The organism is Croceicoccus estronivorus (genome assembly GCF_001625325.1).
GTDB classification, from domain to species: domain Bacteria; phylum Pseudomonadota; class Alphaproteobacteria; order Sphingomonadales; family Sphingomonadaceae; genus Caenibius; species Caenibius estronivorus.
Genome location: NZ_JRQQ01000011.1, coordinates 1 through 18796, shown reverse-complemented (window position 1 = coordinate 18796; position 18796 = coordinate 1). Strand labels below are relative to the sequence as shown.

The 18796-nt window shown below is 60.6% G+C and carries 23 protein-coding genes; 7 read left to right on the top strand and 16 right to left on the bottom strand.

Translation table 11 applies throughout. From position 1 onward, the window contains the following. Window positions 1-11 precede the first annotated feature (11 nt). Complete coding sequence (locus tag MB02_RS15680; protein ID WP_067539929.1) at window positions 12-599, top strand: J domain-containing protein; 588 nt, start codon at window positions 12-14, stop codon at window positions 597-599. A 239-nt stretch (window positions 600-838) separates the two neighbouring features. On the opposite strand, the gene MB02_RS15675 is transcribed toward MB02_RS15680, so the two are convergent. Genes MB02_RS15675 through MB02_RS15655 form a run of 5 tightly spaced genes read right to left on the bottom strand, consistent with a single transcriptional unit; the run spans window position 839 to window position 3955 of the window. Next, window positions 839-1486, bottom strand: a complete 648-nt coding sequence (locus MB02_RS15675) for a glutathione S-transferase family protein (RefSeq protein ID WP_067539926.1) — start codon at window positions 1484-1486, stop codon at window positions 839-841. A gap of 6 nt (window positions 1487-1492) precedes the next feature. Further along, a complete protein-coding gene (locus MB02_RS15670) occupies window positions 1493-1969 on the bottom strand; it encodes a VOC family protein (protein ID WP_235829548.1) in 477 nt (158 codons plus the stop codon). Between the two features lie 2 nt (window positions 1970-1971). Next, window positions 1972-2769 (bottom strand): VOC family protein, encoded by a 798-nt coding sequence (locus MB02_RS15665; protein ID WP_067539920.1) that lies wholly within the window; start codon window positions 2767-2769, stop codon window positions 1972-1974. 51 nt (window positions 2770-2820) lie between these two features. After that, window positions 2821-3495, bottom strand: coding sequence for a glutathione S-transferase family protein (locus MB02_RS15660; RefSeq protein ID WP_067539917.1), 675 nt, complete (start codon window positions 3493-3495; stop codon window positions 2821-2823). A gap of 28 nt (window positions 3496-3523) precedes the next feature. Further along, a complete protein-coding gene (locus tag MB02_RS15655) occupies window positions 3524-3955 on the bottom strand; it encodes a VOC family protein (RefSeq protein WP_067539914.1) in 432 nt (143 codons plus the stop codon). 65 nt (window positions 3956-4020) lie between these two features. On the opposite strand from MB02_RS15655, the gene MB02_RS15650 reads away from it, so the two are divergent. Together MB02_RS15650 and cobS are read left to right on the top strand one after the other, a co-directional pair. After that, window positions 4021-4731, top strand: a complete 711-nt coding sequence (locus MB02_RS15650; RefSeq protein ID WP_067539910.1) for a winged helix-turn-helix transcriptional regulator — start codon at window positions 4021-4023, stop codon at window positions 4729-4731. 66 nt (window positions 4732-4797) lie between these two features. After that, on the top strand, window positions 4798-5790 hold the full coding sequence (cobS, locus tag MB02_RS15645) for a cobaltochelatase subunit CobS (protein ID WP_067539907.1): 993 nt from the start codon (window positions 4798-4800) through the stop codon (window positions 5788-5790). A 67-nt stretch (window positions 5791-5857) separates the two neighbouring features. Here cobS and MB02_RS15640 read toward each other — a convergent pair whose 3' ends face one another. The 3 genes from MB02_RS15640 to fmt all read right to left on the bottom strand — a co-directional run bounded on the left by MB02_RS15640 (window position 5858) and on the right by fmt (window position 8732). Further along, window positions 5858-6970 (bottom strand): zinc-binding dehydrogenase, encoded by a 1113-nt coding sequence (locus tag MB02_RS15640; protein WP_067539903.1) that lies wholly within the window; start codon window positions 6968-6970, stop codon window positions 5858-5860. A gap of 24 nt (window positions 6971-6994) precedes the next feature. After that, window positions 6995-7738 carry a tRNA pseudouridine(38-40) synthase TruA gene (truA, locus tag MB02_RS15635; protein WP_067539900.1) on the bottom strand — a complete coding sequence of 248 codons (744 nt, stop codon included), beginning with the start codon at window positions 7736-7738 and terminating at the stop codon, window positions 6995-6997. A gap of 88 nt (window positions 7739-7826) precedes the next feature. Continuing rightward, window positions 7827-8732, bottom strand: a complete 906-nt coding sequence (gene fmt, locus MB02_RS15630; RefSeq protein WP_067539897.1) for a methionyl-tRNA formyltransferase — start codon at window positions 8730-8732, stop codon at window positions 7827-7829. Between the two features lie 115 nt (window positions 8733-8847). On the opposite strand from fmt, the gene recR reads away from it, so the two are divergent. From recR to MB02_RS15610, 4 genes are all read left to right on the top strand, one after another. Beyond that, the gene (gene recR, locus MB02_RS15625; RefSeq protein ID WP_067539894.1) at window positions 8848-9444 is read left to right on the top strand and encodes a recombination mediator RecR; all 597 of its coding nucleotides are present in this window, start codon (window positions 8848-8850) and stop codon (window positions 9442-9444) included. A gap of 78 nt (window positions 9445-9522) precedes the next feature. After that, complete coding sequence (gene def, locus MB02_RS15620) at window positions 9523-10092, top strand: peptide deformylase (RefSeq protein WP_067539998.1); 570 nt, start codon at window positions 9523-9525, stop codon at window positions 10090-10092. 507 nt (window positions 10093-10599) lie between these two features. Further along, a complete protein-coding gene (rmuC, locus tag MB02_RS15615; protein ID WP_067539891.1) occupies window positions 10600-11967 on the top strand; it encodes a DNA recombination protein RmuC in 1368 nt (455 codons plus the stop codon). A 64-nt stretch (window positions 11968-12031) separates the two neighbouring features. Continuing rightward, window positions 12032-12748: a hypothetical protein gene (locus tag MB02_RS15610; RefSeq protein WP_156495551.1), complete on the top strand. Its 717-nt coding sequence runs from the start codon at window positions 12032-12034 to the stop codon at window positions 12746-12748. Here MB02_RS15610 and MB02_RS17540 read toward each other — a convergent pair. The 8 genes from MB02_RS17540 to MB02_RS15570 form a co-directional block, all read right to left on the bottom strand. Continuing rightward, window positions 12723-13094, bottom strand: coding sequence for an META domain-containing protein (locus MB02_RS17540; RefSeq protein WP_067539993.1), 372 nt, complete (start codon window positions 13092-13094; stop codon window positions 12723-12725). The genes MB02_RS15610 and MB02_RS17540 overlap by 26 nt on opposite strands. A 118-nt stretch (window positions 13095-13212) precedes the next feature. Beyond that, entirely contained in the window at window positions 13213-14040 is an 828-nt protein-coding gene (locus MB02_RS15600) for a TrmH family RNA methyltransferase (RefSeq protein ID WP_067539887.1), read from the bottom strand. Next, window positions 14037-14315: an HPr family phosphocarrier protein gene (locus tag MB02_RS15595; protein ID WP_067539884.1), complete on the bottom strand. Its 279-nt coding sequence runs from the start codon at window positions 14313-14315 to the stop codon at window positions 14037-14039. Before MB02_RS15595 ends, MB02_RS15600 begins: the two co-directional genes overlap by 4 nt. A gap of 28 nt (window positions 14316-14343) precedes the next feature. Further along, entirely contained in the window at window positions 14344-14748 is a 405-nt protein-coding gene (locus MB02_RS15590; protein WP_067539882.1) for a PTS sugar transporter subunit IIA, read from the bottom strand. Window positions 14749-14806: 58 nt separating this feature from the next. Then, window positions 14807-15733, bottom strand: a complete 927-nt coding sequence (rapZ, locus tag MB02_RS15585; protein ID WP_067539880.1) for an RNase adapter RapZ — start codon at window positions 15731-15733, stop codon at window positions 14807-14809. A gap of 48 nt (window positions 15734-15781) precedes the next feature. Beyond that, a complete protein-coding gene (locus tag MB02_RS15580; RefSeq protein ID WP_067539877.1) occupies window positions 15782-16210 on the bottom strand; it encodes an HPr kinase/phosphorylase in 429 nt (142 codons plus the stop codon). Beyond that, window positions 16207-17802 carry a stimulus-sensing domain-containing protein gene (locus MB02_RS15575; RefSeq protein WP_082826256.1) on the bottom strand — a complete coding sequence of 532 codons (1596 nt, stop codon included), beginning with the start codon at window positions 17800-17802 and terminating at the stop codon, window positions 16207-16209. Before MB02_RS15575 ends, MB02_RS15580 begins: the two co-directional genes overlap by 4 nt. After that, the gene (locus tag MB02_RS15570) at window positions 17771-18514 is read right to left on the bottom strand and encodes a response regulator transcription factor (protein ID WP_067539874.1); all 744 of its coding nucleotides are present in this window, start codon (window positions 18512-18514) and stop codon (window positions 17771-17773) included. The genes MB02_RS15575 and MB02_RS15570 overlap by 32 nt, the downstream gene beginning before the upstream one ends. Window positions 18515-18796: the final 282 nt, after the last annotated feature.

The following is an 18796-nucleotide window of genomic DNA, read 5'->3' as shown; positions in this document are numbered from 1 at the left end:
ATCCTAATGCGATGGCTGGCAGCAGGTTCCAAGGGCGTTTCGATAGCAGGGGGCGATTGTGCGAGGCTCCTGAGTGTGATGAACCGGGCGAATTTCGCGCGCCTGGCAACCGCCCGGCTGGTTTCGACGGGCCGGGCGACTACCGGTATTTCTGCCTCGATCATGTGCGGGCATTCAATGCGGGGTACGATTTTTTTGAAGGGATGAGCGCGGACGAGATTCTCCACGCGCAATCCCCGGCAGCGGGCTGGGCAACCGCCAGTCGCATTTACAGTGCCGATGCCGGAGTGGACGGGGTGCCGCGCTGGGCCGACTTTATAGACCCCCTCGACGCCATCGGAGCGAGAGCCGCGGGCATCCGCAGACGGGCGGAGGGTAACAGTCATGAGTGGACGCGCTTTACCCCGCGCGAGAGGGAGGCGCTGAACGTCATGGGATTGGGCGGCGATGCCGACCGCTCGAGCCTGCGCCGACGGTATTCGCAGCTGGTTCGCAAGTATCACCCGGATCGCAATGGCGGCGATCGCAGCCATGAGGCCCGGTTGCAGAAAGTGGTCGAGGCGTACCAACTGTTGCGCCGGGCCACTGCGTTCGCCTGAATTCTGCCTGAGGAAAGTGACACGGACCGGCGCGGTTGTGGACTGCGTCCGCTCCTCCATTGTCGAGCGGGAACAAAAGGTTGCCATGTCCCAGAACAAATTCATGTGTGACCTTCCGTGACAAGTCCCTCGGTGGCGTCCGCAACCCGAGCTTTGGAACCATCCTTGAAAAGAATGGAGCACGGTTGTGGGTTTGTAGGAAAGATATAATTTTCAATTAGTTATATTAGATAAAGGCTTCAGTCGCGATCCGGGGCACCAGGGGGGAAGAACGCGCGGTAGGGTCGCGCATCTTCAACGCATCGGCTGACTTCGGGCAATGCCAGCAGCTCCGCGCGCAAGGATGCGAGGCGTGGGCAGTTGGCAGGAATACACTCCACCCAATCGGCATAGAACAGGGACGGCGCAGCAGCGCAGGTGACGAGGGACACATGCGGTGACAGCGCGTTTGCCGCAAGCCAGTCCTCCAGCCAGAGATAGGCGCGGCGTAATCCTGCCTGCCCGGCGGCGATTTCCGTGGGATCGGGGTTGCCGGGCGTTGCGAGCCACGCGTTCACAATTCGCTGCATGTTCGCCATCACGTAATTGTCGAACACGCGATCGAGCATTCGCGCATTGGCTGCGTCACGCGGATTGGGCGGAATCAGGGCACAATTTCCAGAATGGACGGCGGCGAGGTATTCGACGATGGCGGTCGCTTCCACAATCGTCGTTTCCCCGTCGCGCAATACGGGAAATTTGCCTGCGGGGTGCGCCGATTGCACGATGGCGGCATGGTCCGGGTGGTCCTGGTCGACCATGCGAAATTCGTGTTCGGTGCCGGTGGCGTAAAGCGCGATCTGGGCCTTCCAGGTATAGGAAGAGAAGGGGTGGCCGTAGAGCTCCATTGCCGCCTATCCTGCACGGGCGGCTTCAATCGCCGCAATATCGATCTTCTTCATCTCGAGCATGGCTTCCATTGCCCGTTTGGCAGCCGCAGCGTCACTGTCCGACAGGGCGGCGGTCAGGGCGCGCGGGGTAATTTGCCAAGACAGGCCCCAGCGGTCCTTGCACCAGCCGCACTGGCTTTCCTGCCCGCCGTTGTCGACGATCGCGTTCCAGAGCCGGTCGGTTTCTTTCTGCGTATCGGTCATGATCTGGAACGAGAAAGCTTCGCTTTGCGGGAAGGCGGGGCCGCCATTCACACCGACGCAGGGAATACCTGCCACAGTGAATTCCACCGTCAGCACGTCGCCAGCCTTGCCGGAAGGGAAATCGGCAGGGGCGTGGTGTACGGCACCCACCGCGCTGTCCGGAAACGTTTCGGCATAGAAACGGGCGGCTTCTTCCGCGCCCCTTTCAAACCACAAGGAGACCGTTGCTTTCGCCACGTTCATTCTCCCTTCGGTCCGACCAGTCCGAAGACGACACCCTGCGGGTCCGTGCCAACGATGATCCAGTCACCGCCGGGGACCTCGTGCGGGCCCATCAACACCGTGCCGCCATTGGCCTCTACCGCCCGCTTTGCATCCGCGATCGAAGGCACGCCGATATAGAACTGCCACAAGGCTGGCTGCGTCTTGTCCTGCTGTTGCATGATGGCACCCAGAGTGATGCCGTTATGTCCGATGAAGCAATAGTCGCCCATCGGGCCCATGCTCATCTTCTCATTGAATTCGAAGCCGAAATGCCTGGCATAAAATGCCATGGCCCCCGCCTGATCCGGGCTCGCCAGCTCATTCCAGCGGACATGCTGAGGCTCGGTAACGGAGAAGACATCGCTGACCGCATCCGGTTTACCCGGCGGCGGGACGGGAGTCATGACGTAAAACGGCGTGCCTTGCGGGTCGGTCACGAGTGCGAAGCTGCCGACGTCAATTGTCGCCTTGGGCATCAGCAGGCGGCCTCCATCGGCCAGAATGGCATCGACTGCGCTATCCACGTCCGCGACATGCAGATAGCCGACCCAGCAGGGCCGGGCGCCTTCGTCGCACATCTCGGGGGTCAGGTGCAGGACGCCGCCATTGCTGCCTCCGTCGCTGCGGGTGATGTGCCGATAGTCGATTCCTTCAGGGGAGGGGCCGTCCCCGGAAATCGTCCAGCCGACGACCGAGCCATAAAAGGCCGCCGCACCATCGGCGTCGGTGGTCATCAGTTCATACCATATGAAACCGCCAACAGGATTTGCCATGATCTTTCTCTCCCGATCAGGTGTTAATGCGCGCGCGGTGCCGGCAGCCGTTCAGGCGACCGTGCTTTCCGCCGCCTTTTCGAAATCCGCGAACTGGGCGGCTTGCGCCTTGATGAAGGCGTCACGCGCTTCGCCTCGCTCGCTATACGCGGCGATAACCGGAAAGGCATCGAGCATGTCCGTATGCTGGATATTGCGCAGAACCGTGACCATCGCGATATCGGCAATCGAAAACCGGCTGGTGAGCCAGTCGCGGTCGCCGAGTGCATTCGAAAGACTGGTCAGGCGCATCTCCGCCAGATTGACGGCGGCTTTGCGCGCTCCAGCCGTCCAGTCCTGGCCAGCGTGGAACAAGTCCAGGCTGACGATCTGCATGAGAACCGGTTCGATGCTGTTCAACGCGGCAATCAGCCACGAGATCGCCTGCCACCGTTCCTGTTTGTCCGAAGGCAGCAGGCGCTCGTCCTGTTCGCCCAGATAAAGCAGGATCGCGCCACTTTCGAAAATGCGCAGGCCCCCGTCATCAAACGCAGGGACCTGTCCGAAAGGTTGCCATTCGCGGTAGTTTGCCGGCCGTTCGGCCATGGCGTCGAACAATTCCGTGCTGTAGGGTTTGCCAATCTCTTCCATTGCCCAGCGAATGCGCAGGTCGCGTACTTTGCCTTTGGCGAAATCGGGAACATTGGCGAATCCGGTGATGACCGGGTGGGTTGGCGAAGAGGGCATGTTTGCGTCCTTTGAAGTGTATGGGAATTCAGGCGTGAGCTTCGGAGATGTGACTTTCGCTCCCGGCCACTGCAGGGTCCATCCACATCGGTTCCCAGACATGACCATCGGGGTCGGCAAAAGTACGGCTCATCATAAAACCATGATCCTGTGCCGGGTTGACGTCCGCCGTGCCGCCATGTGCGGCAGCCGTGATGGTCAGGTTGTCCACCTCATCCCGGCTTTCGCAATTCACGCACAGCATTACCTCGCTCGAACCGGGGGCGGGCAGGGGGCGATCGGTGAAGGTCTTCCACTTTTCATGCGTCAACAGCATGACGACAATGGTCTCGGACCATTGCATTGCGGCGGCGGTTTCATCTGTGAAGCGTGGTTCGTTTCGGAATCCGATTGCCTCGTAAAAGGCCTTGGCATGCGGCAGATCGGCCACTGGCAGATTAACGAAGATCATTTTTGGCATGACAAATCCTTTTCGGGCGAATCGTTCTTGTGCGTTTGTGCGGGAATAGGTTACTAAAGGCAACTATGAAGTTACAAAAGGAAACTAAGGAAAGCGCAAAGACGGAAAGCGGCCATGGCAAATGGTACGGTGATGCCTGCGGAACTGCGTTTGCCCTCGAACTGATCGGGGAACGCTGGTCATTGCTGATCATTCGCGAATTAATGCTCGGCCCCCGGCGTTTTTCCGACCTTCGCGCCAGTCTGCCCGGCATCAGCGCCAAAGTGCTGACCGAACGTCTGGACGGGCTGGAGAAAGCGGGCGTTCTTTCGCGGCGCAAGTTGCCGCCACCAGTCGCGACGCATGTCTATGAATTGACGGAGTGGGGATATCTGGCCGAACCGGCGATTCAGGAACTGGGCCGCTGGGCGGCGCGTTCACTGGCCCACGATCCGACACTGCCGCTTTCTCCTGTCTCGCTGATGCTGAGCATGCGGACGATGATTGACCATGCCGCGGCGCAACCGCTGATCGCAAACATGCGATTTGAAATCGGCAATGATGTGTTCTTCGCCCGGCTGACTGGGGGAGAGCTGACAGTGGCGCGGGCGGGTGATGGCGATCCCGCGGCGGATTTTTCCGTTCGGATGCCCCGGCCCTTTCCCTTCCTGCGGGTTGTTTACGGAAAACAGCCGCTGGAAACGGTGGAGGCGGAGGGAGAACTGCTGGTAGCCGGCGACCGGGATTTGGCCAAACGGGTCTTTGCCGTGTTCTCGCTTCCTCCGAAATGTGCCTGACAGCTATGCAATGGCATCCAAACCCTGTTGCAGCGCAGCGCCCGCGCGTATAGGCGAGCAGGTGCGATGAATGATATGACCGACAAAGCTTTCGAACACGGCGCCAAAACGGTGCTGTCCGCACCCGACACCGAAGTCAGCGTCCGCGACGTCTTCGGCATCGATATCGACATGACCGTGCCAGCCTTTTCGGAGGCTGACGAGCGCGTGCCCGACCTGGATGAAAGCTACGTGTTCGATGCCGACACGACGCTGGCGATCCTTGCAGGTTTTGCCTTCAATCGCCGCGTCATGGTGCAGGGATATCACGGCACGGGTAAGTCGACTCATATCGAACAGGTTGCCGCGCGTCTCAATTGGCCGTGCATCCGTATCAACCTGGATGCGCATATCAGCCGTATCGATCTGATCGGACGGGATGCCATCGTGCTGCGCGACGGACTGCAGGTCACGGAGTTTCGTGAAGGGCTGCTGCCGTGGGCGCTCCAGCATCCGGTCGCTCTGGTGTTCGACGAATACGACGCGGGCCGCCCCGACGTGATGTTCGTGATCCAGCGCGTGCTGGAAACCGAAGGCAAGCTGACGTTGCTCGATCAGAACCGGGTGATCCGCCCCGATCCCAACTTCCGACTGTTCGCCACCGCGAATACGGTCGGGCTGGGCGACACCAGCGGACTTTATCACGGCACGCAGCAGATCAACCAGGGCCAGATGGACCGTTGGAACATCGTAGTCGGGTTGAATTACCTGCCTGCGGAAACCGAACAGAAGATCGTTCAGGCGAAGAATCCGGATACCGATCCGGCAGCCATCGCCAACATGATCCGAGTGGCGGATCTGACCCGGCAAGGGTTCATCAACGGAGATATCTCTACCGTCATGAGCCCGCGGACGGTCATCACCTGGGCGCAGAACGCGGCCATTTTCAAGGATGTCGGTTTCGCGTTCCGTCTGTCGTTCCTGAACAAGTGTGACGAGGCGGAACGGATGCTGGTGGCTGAATACTACCAGCGCGTATTCGGTACCGAATTGCCCGAAAGCGTGGTTGCCAAGGCATAAGCAGACCGTTTTAACGAACACACGTCAGGGCCCGTTTTCCGGGCCCTGACTGCGTTTTGCGACCCTCTTATTCGTTCGGCACGATCAGCACTTTCTCGCCGGTGCGCATTTGCGCGTATTCGGCCACCGTGTCGCGATCCAGCATTCGGGCCAGGGGCACTTTGCCGGTAAACCGGCTGGCGAAAGTGGTCGTCAGCCCCGCCATGACCCGTTGCTGTGCGGACATCATCCACTCCGGCCCGTGCTGGGCAAGGAAGTTGGTGAGGATGTAGCCTGCCATGTCCCAGGTGAAGCCGAAGCTGCGGTCGATCACTGTCGGCCCCTGATCCAGCATGCCATAGACATAGACTTTCTTGCGCACGTTGCTGCCATAGGGATCGAACGGCAGGCCGGTTGCGGCGACCTCTTCCATTGCCGATAGAATCCGGCTCCCCAGTTCGCCTCCGCCGATCGCATCGAATGCCAGCATGGCGCCCGTTGCGCGGATCGCTTCGACCAATTGTGCGTCGAAATCGGATGCGGTGGAATTGAGCACATGTTCCGCGCCGATCCCGCGCAGCAGTTCCACTTGTGCCGGGCTGCGCACGATATTGACCAGCAGGATGCCATCTTCCTGGCAGACTTTCACCAGCATCTGGCCGAGGTTTGAGGCTGCAGCTGTGTGAATCAGCCCGGTAAAGCCTTCCTGCCGCATCGTTTCCACGAATGACAGCGTGGTGATCGGGTTGACGAAGCTTGCCGCACCGGTCGCGGCGTCCACGCCGTCCGGCAATGGGATGCACGCGCGGGAATCGACCAGACGGTATTCGCTGTACATCCCCCCGCGCAGACAGGTGACAGTCTTGCCCAACAAGGCCTGTGCTTCCGGTGCGTCGCCCGCAGCAATAACAGTGCCCGCGCCCTCGTTGCCGCAAGGCATGGGGAAGCCGACACGTTTGAAGAATGGCGGGGGTACGGTCCCGTTCATACGGGTCACAATCTTTCCGGGTGAATACGTCGCCCCGGAAAGATCGGCGGGCCCGAACATGACCCCCAGGTCGGACGGGTTGATCGGTGAAGCTTCCACTTTGACCAGCACTTCGTGTTCGCTCGGGTCGGGTAATTCCCGTTCGATCAGTTCGACCGTCAATGTGCCGTCTTCGGCAAAGGTCGAGGCGATGCTCCTGCTATTCACGGTCATGTTCCATCCTCTCGTTTTATGAATTCAGTCGGGATACTGTGCCCCGACGAAATAGAGCCCTTCCGGTGGAGCGTTGAGCCCCAATGCGGTGCGGTCGCGCGCCGCCAGCGCCTCGCCCACCTGTTCCTCGCGCCACTGGCTCGTACCGACTAATGCCAGTGTGCCGACCATGGAGCGAACCTGATGGTGCAGGAAGCTGCGCGCTGCCGCCTCCACCAGGACAAGTTCGCCTTCTCGCCGGACGTTCAGCCGATCCAGTGTTTTGACGGGGTCGTTGGCCTGGCAATGTGCCGAACGGAAGGTAGTGAAATCGTGTCGCCCGACCAATGCCTGTGCCGCGCGGTGCATGGCGTCGGCATCAAGCGGGCGGGTAACATGCCAGGCCCGGCCGCGTTCCAGTGTCAGTGGCGCGCGGCGGTTGGCAATGCGATAGAGATAACTGCGCCCCACGCACGAAAAGCGGGCATGCCAGTCATCCGGCATGACATCGCAGGCAATCACTGCGATGGGATTGGGCCGGAGACGGGCATTCAAGGCTTCCATCAGGCGGAAGGGGGAAATGTCCTTCGCAATATCGACATGGCTGCGCATGGCGAATGCATGGACACCGGCATCCGTGCGACCGGCGGAATGCATGCGAACCTGCTCGCTCGTTACCGCGAAAACAGCTTCTTCCACCGATTGCTGGACGCTCGGCCCGTGGGCTTGCCGCTGGAGGCCCATGAAGGGACCGCCGTCGAATTCAAGAGTCAGCGCGAAACGGGTCATCGAGCCGCCGCATGAATTGCGAGAGTGACAGTCCTCTGGCGCTGGCGGAACAGTGATTGCGAATGGCCACGTTCGCTGTGTGTACGGGTCACCGCAACACCGTACCTGCCGGAATGGCATGGCCGCGAAGCAGAGCCTCCGTTTCCATGGCGGGCTTGCCCGCCCGCTGGATCAATGTGGGGCGGATCGCGCCATGTCCGCAGGCGATGGTCAGCTTGTCGTCCAGCACCGTCCCGGCCATGCCTTCGCGCCCGATTACTTCGGCGGCAAGCACGCGATAACGGTCTTGCCCGATCTCGAAAAAGGCACCGGGAGCAGGGGCGAAGGCGCGCACTTGCCGTTCAATGAATTCGGCGTCGCGATGGAATTCTATCCGTGCCTCGCTCTTGTCGATCTTGGACGCATAGGTGGCTTCGGCATTGTCCTGCGGCACGGGATGGAGCGCGTCGAGGTCGATCAGTGTGCCAACCATCAATTGCGCGCCCAGTTCGGCCAGTTCCGCTGTCAGCTCGCCAGCCGTCTTGCGTTCTATCGGTGTGCGTGCGGTCGCCAGCATCGGACCGGTATCGAGCCCCTTTTCCATCTGCATGATGGTCACGCCCGTGACATGGTCGCCGGCAAGAATCGCCCGCTGGATCGGCGCTGCGCCGCGCCAATGGGGAAGAATGGAGGCATGTACGTTGAGGCAACCATGCTTCGGCGCTTCGAGAATCGGCAGAGGCAGCAGGAGCCCATAGGCTGCAACGATCGCGACGTCGGCATCGAGGGCGGCAAATTCCGCCTGTGCATCGAGATCTTTCAGCGTTGCGGGATAGCGGACTTCGATCCCGCGAATCTCCGCCTCTTTCTGGACGGGGGAGGGTTGAAGCTGTTTTCCCCGGCCAGCCCGGCGTGGTGGCTGGGTATAGACGGCGGCGATCGTGTGCCCTGCATCGTGCAGCGCGGCCAGTGTCGGCACCGAGAAGTCCGGCGTTCCCATGAAGATGATGCGCATATCCTGCCTCTAGCCGCTCGAACTCGGGCTGTCGAAGGATGACGAGACACGCAATGGCGGAAAAACCGCCAGAGTGGACTTCGACAAGCCGCATTGAGCGGATAAAGGGGAGCCTATGGCATCGCAAGAGATCGAGACGCTTGCTTCTGCATTGGCCCGGTTGCCCGGCCTGGGGCCGCGTTCGGCGCGCCGGGCCGTGCTGTGGCTGGTCAAGCGGCGGGAAACCGCTTTGGCGCAACTGGTGGGTGCTTTGGTCGAGGTGCAGGAAAAGCTCGTCGAATGTGCGGTCTGCGGCAATGTCGATACGCGTGACCCATGCGGTATCTGCGCCGATCCCCGCCGCGATCAACGCGCGCTTTGCGTGGTGGAGGATGTGGCCGACCTCTGGGCACTGGATCGTGCAAAGCTGTTTACCGGGCGCTATCACGTCCTTGGTGGGCGGCTTTCGGCGCTGGAAGGGGTGCGTCCGGAAGACCTGACGATCGACAAGCTGATCGGCCGCATGGAAGCGGGCGGGATCGACGAAGTCGTATTGGCGATGAACGCGACGCTGGAAGGGCAGACTACCGCTCATTACATTGCGGAACGGCTGGAAGGTTATCCGGTGCGGATTACCCAGCTTGCCCACGGTCTGCCGGTCGGTGGGGAACTGGATTACCTCGACGAAGGGACGTTGGCGCAAGCGCTCCGCGCACGGCGGCCGATGGCCTGAAATTCTCCCGATATCCCGACCTTGGGCAGCACGCGCGTAATGCTTGCAGCCGGGCCTGCCGCACACTATCTGGCATGCATGGCTATTCGTGAAATCCTGGAAGTGCCGGACCCCCGGCTGAAGACCGTGTCCAAGCTGGTGGAACAGTTCGATGACGAGCTGAAAACGCTTGTCGAGGACATGTTCGAAACGATGTATGATGCCCCCGGTATCGGGCTCGCCGCGATTCAGGTCGGCGTTCCGCTACGCGTGCTGGTGATCGACCTTCAGCCCGAGGATCCCGATGCGGAGCCGGAAGAGTGCACCGCGCACGGCGGCCACCATCATACGCATCAGCCGACGAAGAAGGAACCACAGGTCTTCATCAACCCGGAAATCCTCGATCCGGCGGAAGAACATTCCATCTATCAGGAAGGTTGCCTGTCGGTGCCGGACATCTACGCCGAAGTCGAACGCCCGGCGACTTGCCGGGTGCGCTGGCAGGATCTTGAAGGGAATGTGCACGAGGAAGCGATGGAAGGCCTGATGGCCACCTGCATCCAGCACGAGATGGATCATCTCGAAGGCGTGCTGTTCATCGACCACCTTTCGCGGCTGAAGCGGAATATGGCGCTGAAGAAGCTGGAAAAGCTGCGCAAGGCAGCGTGATTTCCACATCTTTGGTTGAGATTGCTTTGTGGAATTCTCATTGTTTGCTAGGTTCCCCTTTCGTTCTAGAAGGGAGGAGCCTTACGAACATTGCGAAGCGCCGGGGGGCGGACCACCCACCTCTGATCTGCTTGTGTTAAACGCAAAGACGTACTGACGCTTGGATAGCTTTGCCAGGCAACCCCTCCTCCAGGGGATGTGGGCCTCAGCTTGCTTGAACGCGTGAATCTTCGTCTGATGCTTCCCTGACCAGGCATATTTGTCAGAATTAATGGACCGCAGCGAAAGGAGGTCGGCATGTGCCGTCTATACTCGCTGTGTCGACTCAACGACGGCGTCCATTGGCTGATTATTTCAGCTGACGGCTTGATTCTCAGTTGCTCGCCTTATGGCTTTGCGACTGAGGAGGAGGCGCTGCTTGATCTCAAATTTCGAGCCTGAGATTGAATGACACTATTAGCCGGCGAGATGACGTTGCATCTCGTCGGCGACAGTGGAAGGTAGGCAATGGATTCACAGCTACTAATTGTCTTTGTGTTGCTGCTTGGATTGGCAGTCGGAGCAGTGGGCGGTTGGTTCTTTGGCTCGCGCCCCATTGCCGATGTGCGTTCTCAGTTTGCCGCGCGGGATGCGGAGGCACGGGAACTCGATGCGAAATTCCGTCAGGCCATTACCGAGCTGGCGACGGCAAGCGAACGGGCACGGCAGGCTGATGATCTTGGCGCCAGGCTGGATGCCGCGCGGGAGGAATTGACCGGACTCAAGGCGCAGGCCGCCGGGTTTGAAGAACAGAAGCGGCTGTTGCTGGAAACGCGCGAGCAATTGCTCAAGGAATTTCAGAACACGGGCTCTGCCGTGTTGTCCAAGGCTCAGGAAGCGTTTCTGGAACGGGCGAACGAACGGTTCGGTCACGCCGAGAAAAGCTCTGAGCTCAAGATCAAGGCGCTGCTTCATCCGGTAGGGGAACGGTTGAAGCGTTACGAGGAACAGGTGACCGCGCTGGAGGCCAAGCGGGTCGATGCTTTCGGCCAACTGACTGGCTTGATCCAGTCCATGCGCGAAGGGCAGGAGGAAGTAAGGCGGGAAGCGCAGCGGCTGGGTAACAGCCTGACCAATGCCCCCAAGGCGCGCGGACGCTGGGGTGAGCATCAGTTGAAGAACCTGCTCGAAACCTGCGGTCTGTCGCAGCATACCGATTTTTTCCTCGAACAGTCGATCAATACCGAGGATGGACGGCTGCGGCCCGATGCCATTGTCCGCATTCCCGGCGGCAAGATGCTGGTGATTGATGCCAAGGTGTCACTCAACGCCTATCAGCAGGCATTCGAGGCCGACAATGACGAAGCTCGCCAGGCGGCGCTGGCCGATCACGTCCGGTCCATGCGCAATCATGTGCAGCAATTGGGTGCCAAGAGTTACCAGAGCCAGTTTGAGGATGCGCCCGATTATGTCGTGATGTTCGTACCGGGCGAACATTTTGTGGCCGCCGCGCTGGAACATGATCCGACGCTGTGGGATTTCGCTTTCGAAAAGAAGGTTCTGCTGGCCACGCCGACAAATCTGGTCGCGATCGCCCGCACGGTGGCGCAGGTTTGGCGGCAGGATGCACTGGCGCAGGAAGCGCAGGAGATCGGCCGGCTGGCGACAGACCTCTACGATCGGATCGCGATTGCTGCGGAACATTTGAAACGCGTCGGTTCCGGGCTGGACACGGCGGTCAACAATTACAATAAGTTTGTCGGCAGCTTCGAGCGCAACGTGCTATCGGCCGCGCGGAAGCTCAAGGACAAGGGGATTGAGACCGGACGGCGCGAAGCCGAAGAGGTTCCCCTTGTGGAGAGCGCGCCGCGTTATACCGGCGCGCAGGAGGATTAGTATCGCCGGGGCGGGATATCCCGCATGGGAAGGTTTGCCTGTCCCGGCCTTTGGAGCGATGGGAATGAAACGTTTAACGGCTTTGGCGTTGGTCCTTGCCCTGGTGGCTTGCAAGCAGGATCAGCCGGCCCCGTCGCAGAAGATCGCCAAGGCGGCCGATGAACTGATTGCCAAGGCGTCCGGCGCTCCGCCTGCCATCATGCTGGGAGAAGGCCAGTTTGCCCCGCGCGACGAATGCGCCGAAATTCCCGGGGCCAGCGAGTTTCGCGAACAACTGGCGCAAGTGGTCAGCGACCGCGACGTGGAAGGCCTGGTGACGCTCGTTGCCAACGATGTGCGGCTCAATTTCGGGGGTGGAGTAGGGGCGAACCTGCTACGTACGCACCTTACGCAGCCTGATCGCAACTTGTGGGACGAGCTTGAGGATATGTTGACCCTGGGCTGTGCGCAGAACGATCAGGGTGGCATTACGATACCCTGGTATTTCGATCAGGATTTCGGCGGCATAGATCCGATGAAGGGCATGATCGTGACGGGCGAGAATGTTCCGCTGCGTGCCGATGTGACCGAAGATGCCGAGGAATTGAAGACGCTTTCCTGGGATGTCGTCGAACTCGCCGGGGAATACCGGCCAGAGCAGCCGTTCCAGAAGGTGATACTGAACGGCAAGACCGAAGGTTATATCGCGACGGACAAGTTGCGGAGCCTCACGGGGTATCGTCTCATAGCTTCCAGCCGCAATGGCAAGTGGAGCATTACGAGCCTTGTCGCTGGGGAGTAGGGCCCGGTCCGACCTGTTCGAGCCGGGCGGAATGGCCGCTGGAGCGTAGTTCCAGCTTGCCTTCTTGCACCATGACCTGAGGCGCTGCGGACAGCAGTGTCACTATGGCCTGTTCCTGATCCCAGACCGGACCTTCGCAATACATTTCGGTTTGAGTCAGGGGGCCGGCCATCAGTCTTTCGTCTTCCACCCGCCAGGGGCCGCCCATGCCGTTGCACCCCAGATTGGCGCCAAGACGATCCTCACGAAATTCCAGATGGGCCTTGTCCGATACCGGCGGCGCACCGTCGATACTGATGAAGCGCCAACTGGAGTTGGCGAGCGCGTGGTATGGTTCCGCTTTCACGGTGCACCCGGTTAGAGCGATGGCGAACAGGCCGCCGATGACAGGCAATGCAAACTGCATGGCCCGCTTTCTAGCCGAGACGGGCTGAGCGTTCGCTGAACCGCTATGTAAAGCCTTGTTAAATTTCCAGTGCAGCAAGCACTTCATAGGCCAGAACGGCACCGGCAACGGCGGCGTTGAGGCTGTCAGCCCGCCCGCGCATGGGCATCGTGACGCGCAAGTCGCAGGCCAGCTCATATTCTTCCGGCAGTCCGCGAGACTCATTCCCGACCATGAGAAAGCACGGCGACTGATAAGGGGCGCCGCGATAGGGCACGGCATCGCGTAACGATGCCGCCACCAGTTGCCTCGGTCCGGCGCGCAGCCATGAGATGAACTCGTCCCAACGGGCCCGCGCGACTTTCTGCGTGAAGACCGCCCCCATGCTGGCGCGGACGGCTTCTACCGAAAACGGGTCTGCGCAATCGTCGATCAGGATCAGGCCGCCTGCACCCACGGCATCGCCAGTGCGCAGCATCGTGCCGAGATTGCCCGGGTCGCGCAGCGCTTGTGCCACCAGCCAGATCGGCGCCGAGGCCCGGTCTACACGCGCAAGCGAGGTGTCGAACTCGTCGAAGACGCCAGCGACGGCCTGCGGGTTGTCCTTACCGGTAATCTTGGCGAGCACCGCCTCGCTGACTTCCAGGATTTCTCCCCCATTGGCGACGACATCCGCTTCCAGCGCCGTGAGCAAAGGGTGCGGGGCACGGGTTTCGGCCATGACGAGCGTACGCGGCAGCAAGCCGGTCGTCCGCGCGTCGGTCAGCAGCCGAAGGCCTTCGGCCATGAAGCGTTTCTCGCGCTTGCGTAGCCGTGTGTCGCGCAGAGCGCGCAGGGCCTTCACTGTCGGATTGGACAAACCCGTGATAGTGCGCCGCGTGTCGTCCGGATAATTGCTGGTGTTCACTCTTCGCCGAAGCCGTCCGCAACCAGGCTCACCAGATCGTCAAGCACGCTCTGCGCGTCTCCGCCATCGACAGCGATTTCGATCATGTCGCCCTTGGCTGCGCCAAGCATCATCAAACCGAGAATCGAACCGCCGGCTGCCATCGCTCCATCCTTGCCGACGACCACCTTGGTGCCCTCGGGAACCCGGCTGACAGCTTCGACGAACTTGGCACTGGCGCGTGCGTGAAGTCCGCGCTTGTTGACGATCACAACCTGTTGCCGGATTGCCTCCATCCTTCTCCCCCCGTTTTGCCCGCTATCCTCAGGCTTCCTGGCCGAGGAATTCGGATGCCACCGTGATGTAATTGCGTCCAGCGTCGCGGGCGGCGGCCACGGCGTCGGTTATGGTCATGGCCTTCCGCGCACCGGCCAACCGGATCAGCATGGGCAGGTTGATCCCCGCAATGACTTCTACCTTGCCTGCCTCCATCAGGGAGATTGCGAGATTGGACGGGGTCCCGCCGAACAGGTCAGTCAGGATGATCGCGCCTTCACCGGAATCGACTTCCCGAATCGCACGGCGAATTTCGGCGCGGCGAGCTTCCATATCGTCATTGGGACCGATGCAGACCGTCACTACGGCCGATTGTTCGCCAACGACATGTTCCATGGCGTGGACGAATTCATCAGCCAGGCGGCCATGAGTCACCAGAATCATTCCAATCATGTAGGAAAACGGCTCCAATCAGGGCTCGGGGCCAAGTGGCCGGGATTGCCGGCTAGGATCATGGCTGTTGCGGCCCTTCGATCATTTCGGCGGTACGAGACGCCAAATTACGATGCAGGACAGTGGGCGAAAATCCGGCGGCGCGCAAGGCCCCGGAGATCTCCTCGGCTACGAAAACGGAACGATGGCGTCCGCCCGTGCAGCCAAAGGCGATGTTGACGTAACTTTTTCCCTGTTTTTCGTAGCGGGGAAGCAAGAGCAGCAACAGGTCGCGAATGCGTTCGAAACTCTCGGCATAGGCGGGATCCTGGCGGATATGCTCACCCACTGCAGGGTCCTTGCCGGTGAGTTCGCGCAGATCAGGGTCCCAGTGGGGATTGTCGAGATAACGCATGTCGAACAGCAGGTCGGCCATTGGGGGCATGCCTCGTGCAAAGCCGAAACTGCTGACGGTAACTGTCATCTCACGGGGCGCCGCGTCGGCGAATTGCCCGCGAATCGCCTGCTGCAAGTCATTGCTGGAAAAGTCGGTGGTCGTGACGACGGCATTTGCCCAGCGTCGGAGGGGCGACAGCAATTCGCGCTCGGCCGCGATACCGGTTGCAACCGGTTTGCCGTCCGCCAACGGGTGTCGCCTGCGATTTTCGTTGTATCTGCGTTCGAGTTCGCTGTCGGAGCAATCGAGAAACAGTGTGGAGATGAGCAGATCGTCGCGCGCGCTCAAATCCTTTACCAGCGCAATGATATCGGCAGGATCGAAGCCTCTGGTGCGAGTGTCGAAGCCGATGGCAAGCGGGGCACGCAGGCCAGTTTCGTTGTCCGCGCCTTCTTCCCCGATCAGCCGTTCCAGTAGCCTGACGGGGAAATTGTCGATCGCCTCCCAGCCGAGATCTTCGAGCACGCGCAGGGCGGTCGTCTTGCCGGCCCCCGACATGCCGGTGATCAGCAGGATTCGCTGGCGGCTATCTGAGGAATCGCGTCCCATCGGGGCGTCTGTGCGCCGAACCTTGACGAAAGGGAAGAGGGTTAACGGTTATGTCCCATGAAGGCGCAGTGCTGCCTCGGCACGCAAGGCCAGTGCGGGGCTGTCCGGCCAGAGGCGGATCAGGGGCAACGCCAGACCGTGCAATTCGATACTCTCCGGTGTTTCTACATAGCGCGGGGCGTTGCCATCGAGTCGAATGACCAGTGCGGCAGGCGCGGTGGTGCAGGGCACCTTCACAATTCCGACGTTGCGGATTTCGAGCAAGCCGGCGGTATTGGATGGGGGGGCGGCCCATAATTGGCCCTCTTGTAACGACAGTTCGACACCATCGTCTCCGACCAGAATCGCACCGCGGTCAATAAGCGCGAGCGCGAGGCTCGACTTTCCGCTGCCGGGGGGGCCTTCGATCAGCAGCGCGCGCTGGTTTCCCGCAGATCCTATCGCGACGCAGGTGGCTTGATGGAGAGAGCCGCTCATGGCTGTTCGCGCAGCGGAAGATCGAGGACGAGGCAGGCCCCCTGGGCTCCGTCCAACCTGTCTATAACGGAGAGAGTCCCGTCATGTGCTTCGGCAATGGTCTTGGCAATTGCGAGGCCCAGGCCGCTGTGCTGGCCGAAATCCTCTGCTTCCGGACGTATCGAGTGAAACCGTTCGAATACTTTTCTTCGCTCGCTTTCGGGAATGCCGGGGCCATGATCGCATACCATCGCCCACACCCGTTCCTGAGTGGTTGTCACGATGACGTCGATTTCTCCATCGGGCGGGGAAAAGGAAACTGCGTTATCCAGCAAGTTTTCGATCACGCGTTCGATCCGGGCGGGCACGCCGAGCACTTCGGCCGGCCCTGCGCCGCGCCGCTCCAGCCTGATGATACGGCCAGCGTTTTCGCCGCGATCTTCACGCGCACCGATTGCGTTGGCAATCAGCTTCTCGATATCGATCACTTCGAAAGTCGCGCGGCTCAATTCTGCGTCGATCCTGCTGGCATCGGCAATTTCGGTAACGAGTCTGTCGATCCGGCGCACATCGTGAATGGCAATGGCCGTCAACTGGCGGCGGAGTTCGGGATCGCTGACCTTGTCCAGTGAATCGAGCGCGCTGCGCAGGCTTGCCAACGGGTTCTTGATCTCGTGCGCCACGTCGGCGGCAAAATGTTCGACGGCGTCGATTCGCTGCCTCAGTGCACCGGTCATGTCTGAAATAGCGCGCGCAAGCATACCGATTTCGTCGCGGCGTTCGGGCAGGCGGGGAACTTCCACTTCGCGGTCGCGGCCAAGCCGAACCCGCACGGCGGCACGAACCAGCGTGCGCAGGGGCTGGACTATCGTGCGCGCCAGAAACAGCGAAAGCTGGATCGAAACGGCCAGCGCGATCGCAACGATAATTGCCAGGGTCTGGCGTGCATCCCGTACATCCTGGGTTATGTCGATGGCGTTGCGGGTGGTCAGCAGCATCGCACCCTCCGTACCGACTGGCGCGGCGGCGGAAATCACTGGCGTACGGTCAGGAGCATACCGCAGAGTTATATGCGTGCGCATTTCCGCCCGGGCCTGCTCCAGTTCCGGCCATGCACTCGCGCTCAGGTCATCGGGCTCCTGATAAGGTGGTATGGGTGGCGCGCCGAGCAAGGCATCCATGCCCTTGTCCAGTATGCGTGCCGCCTCCTGATACCAGGGCTCCGTCGCCGGATCGGTAAGGGTGAAGGAAGGGCCGGCAAGCTCGAAGCTGTCGGCCACCAGTTTGCCCTGCTTGTTGTATAACCGCAGCCGCAGTCGCTGCTCCTTGCCTAACTGAAGGAGTAGAGTGCGCTGGCGTTCAGGTGAAGAGACGACCAGTGCTTCGGCGGTGATCTGCGCTTCGCTTTGGGCCAGCTTGAAGCGTTCGGCCAGGAGCTGCTTGCGATAGGAATCGAGATAGAACAGGCTACCGGCGAGCAGGGCGAGTGCGATGATATTGACGGCCAGAATACGCGTGGTCAGCGATGCGCGCCGGGTCCAGAACAACCGTCGGGGCCTGTGTTCCGGATGGATCGGAGTGTCAGGCGTCTCCAAAGCTGTATCCTGCGCCATATAGTGTTTCGATGGCGGTGAATTCCGGATCGGTTGCACGGAATTTGCGACGCATCCGTTTGATATGGCTGTCGACCGTCCGGTCGTCCACGAACACGTCGTCAGGGTAGGCGGCGTCCATCAACTGGTTGCGCGATTTGATGATGCCCGGACGGCTCGCCAGTGCTTCTAGTATAAGGAATTCCGTAACGGTCAGTGACACCGGCTTTCCTCCCCACGTGACGTGGTGGCGGGCAGGGTCCATTTCCAGGCGGCCGCGGATGAGGATTTCCTGCGGATCGTTGTTTTCGCTCCCGTCATCTTCATCGCTGGCCGGGGTGGGGCCCCGCTTCCTGCGCAGGATGGCGCGAATACGGGCAATCAGCAGGCGCTGGCTGAAGGGTTTGGCAATATAGTCGTCTGCGCCCATGGCGAGGCCTGCTTCCTCGTCCAGCTCGTCATCCTTGCTGGTTAGGAAGATCACGGGAATGTCGGACGTTTCCCGCAATCGCCGCAGCAACTCCATGCCGTCCATTCTCGGCATCTTGATATCGAACACGGCCAAGTCGGGCGGATTCTCGCTCAAGGCTTTGAGGGCGGTGCTCCCGTCCGAATAGACTCGGGTGACGAAGCCTTCTGCTCTGAGGGCGATCGAGACGGTCGTCAGAATATTGCGATCGTCATCCACCAGGGCAATGGTGCAAGGCGTTTCTGCGGGACAGTCTGATGCCATGCGGGAAGAAGGTTTCGCTGTAAAAGGGGTGAAGGGAGAATCTAGCGGGAGTGCGGGCAGGAGACAACGCACTTGACGCATGCCGCGCAACGCAGGTGCGGTAGATTATTGAATAAAAACCGTAATGAAAAGCATTTCGGTGGGAAAATTGACGTACGTCATTTGCGCGACTATGCGCGGGCCAGCCGCCGCCGGGAACCGGTTGTGATATCGGGCGTGTCACCCGGCACAGTGCGCCCTGTTTTGGCCAGTCTGGAGAAGACGTTGACAGTTTCGCTTTCG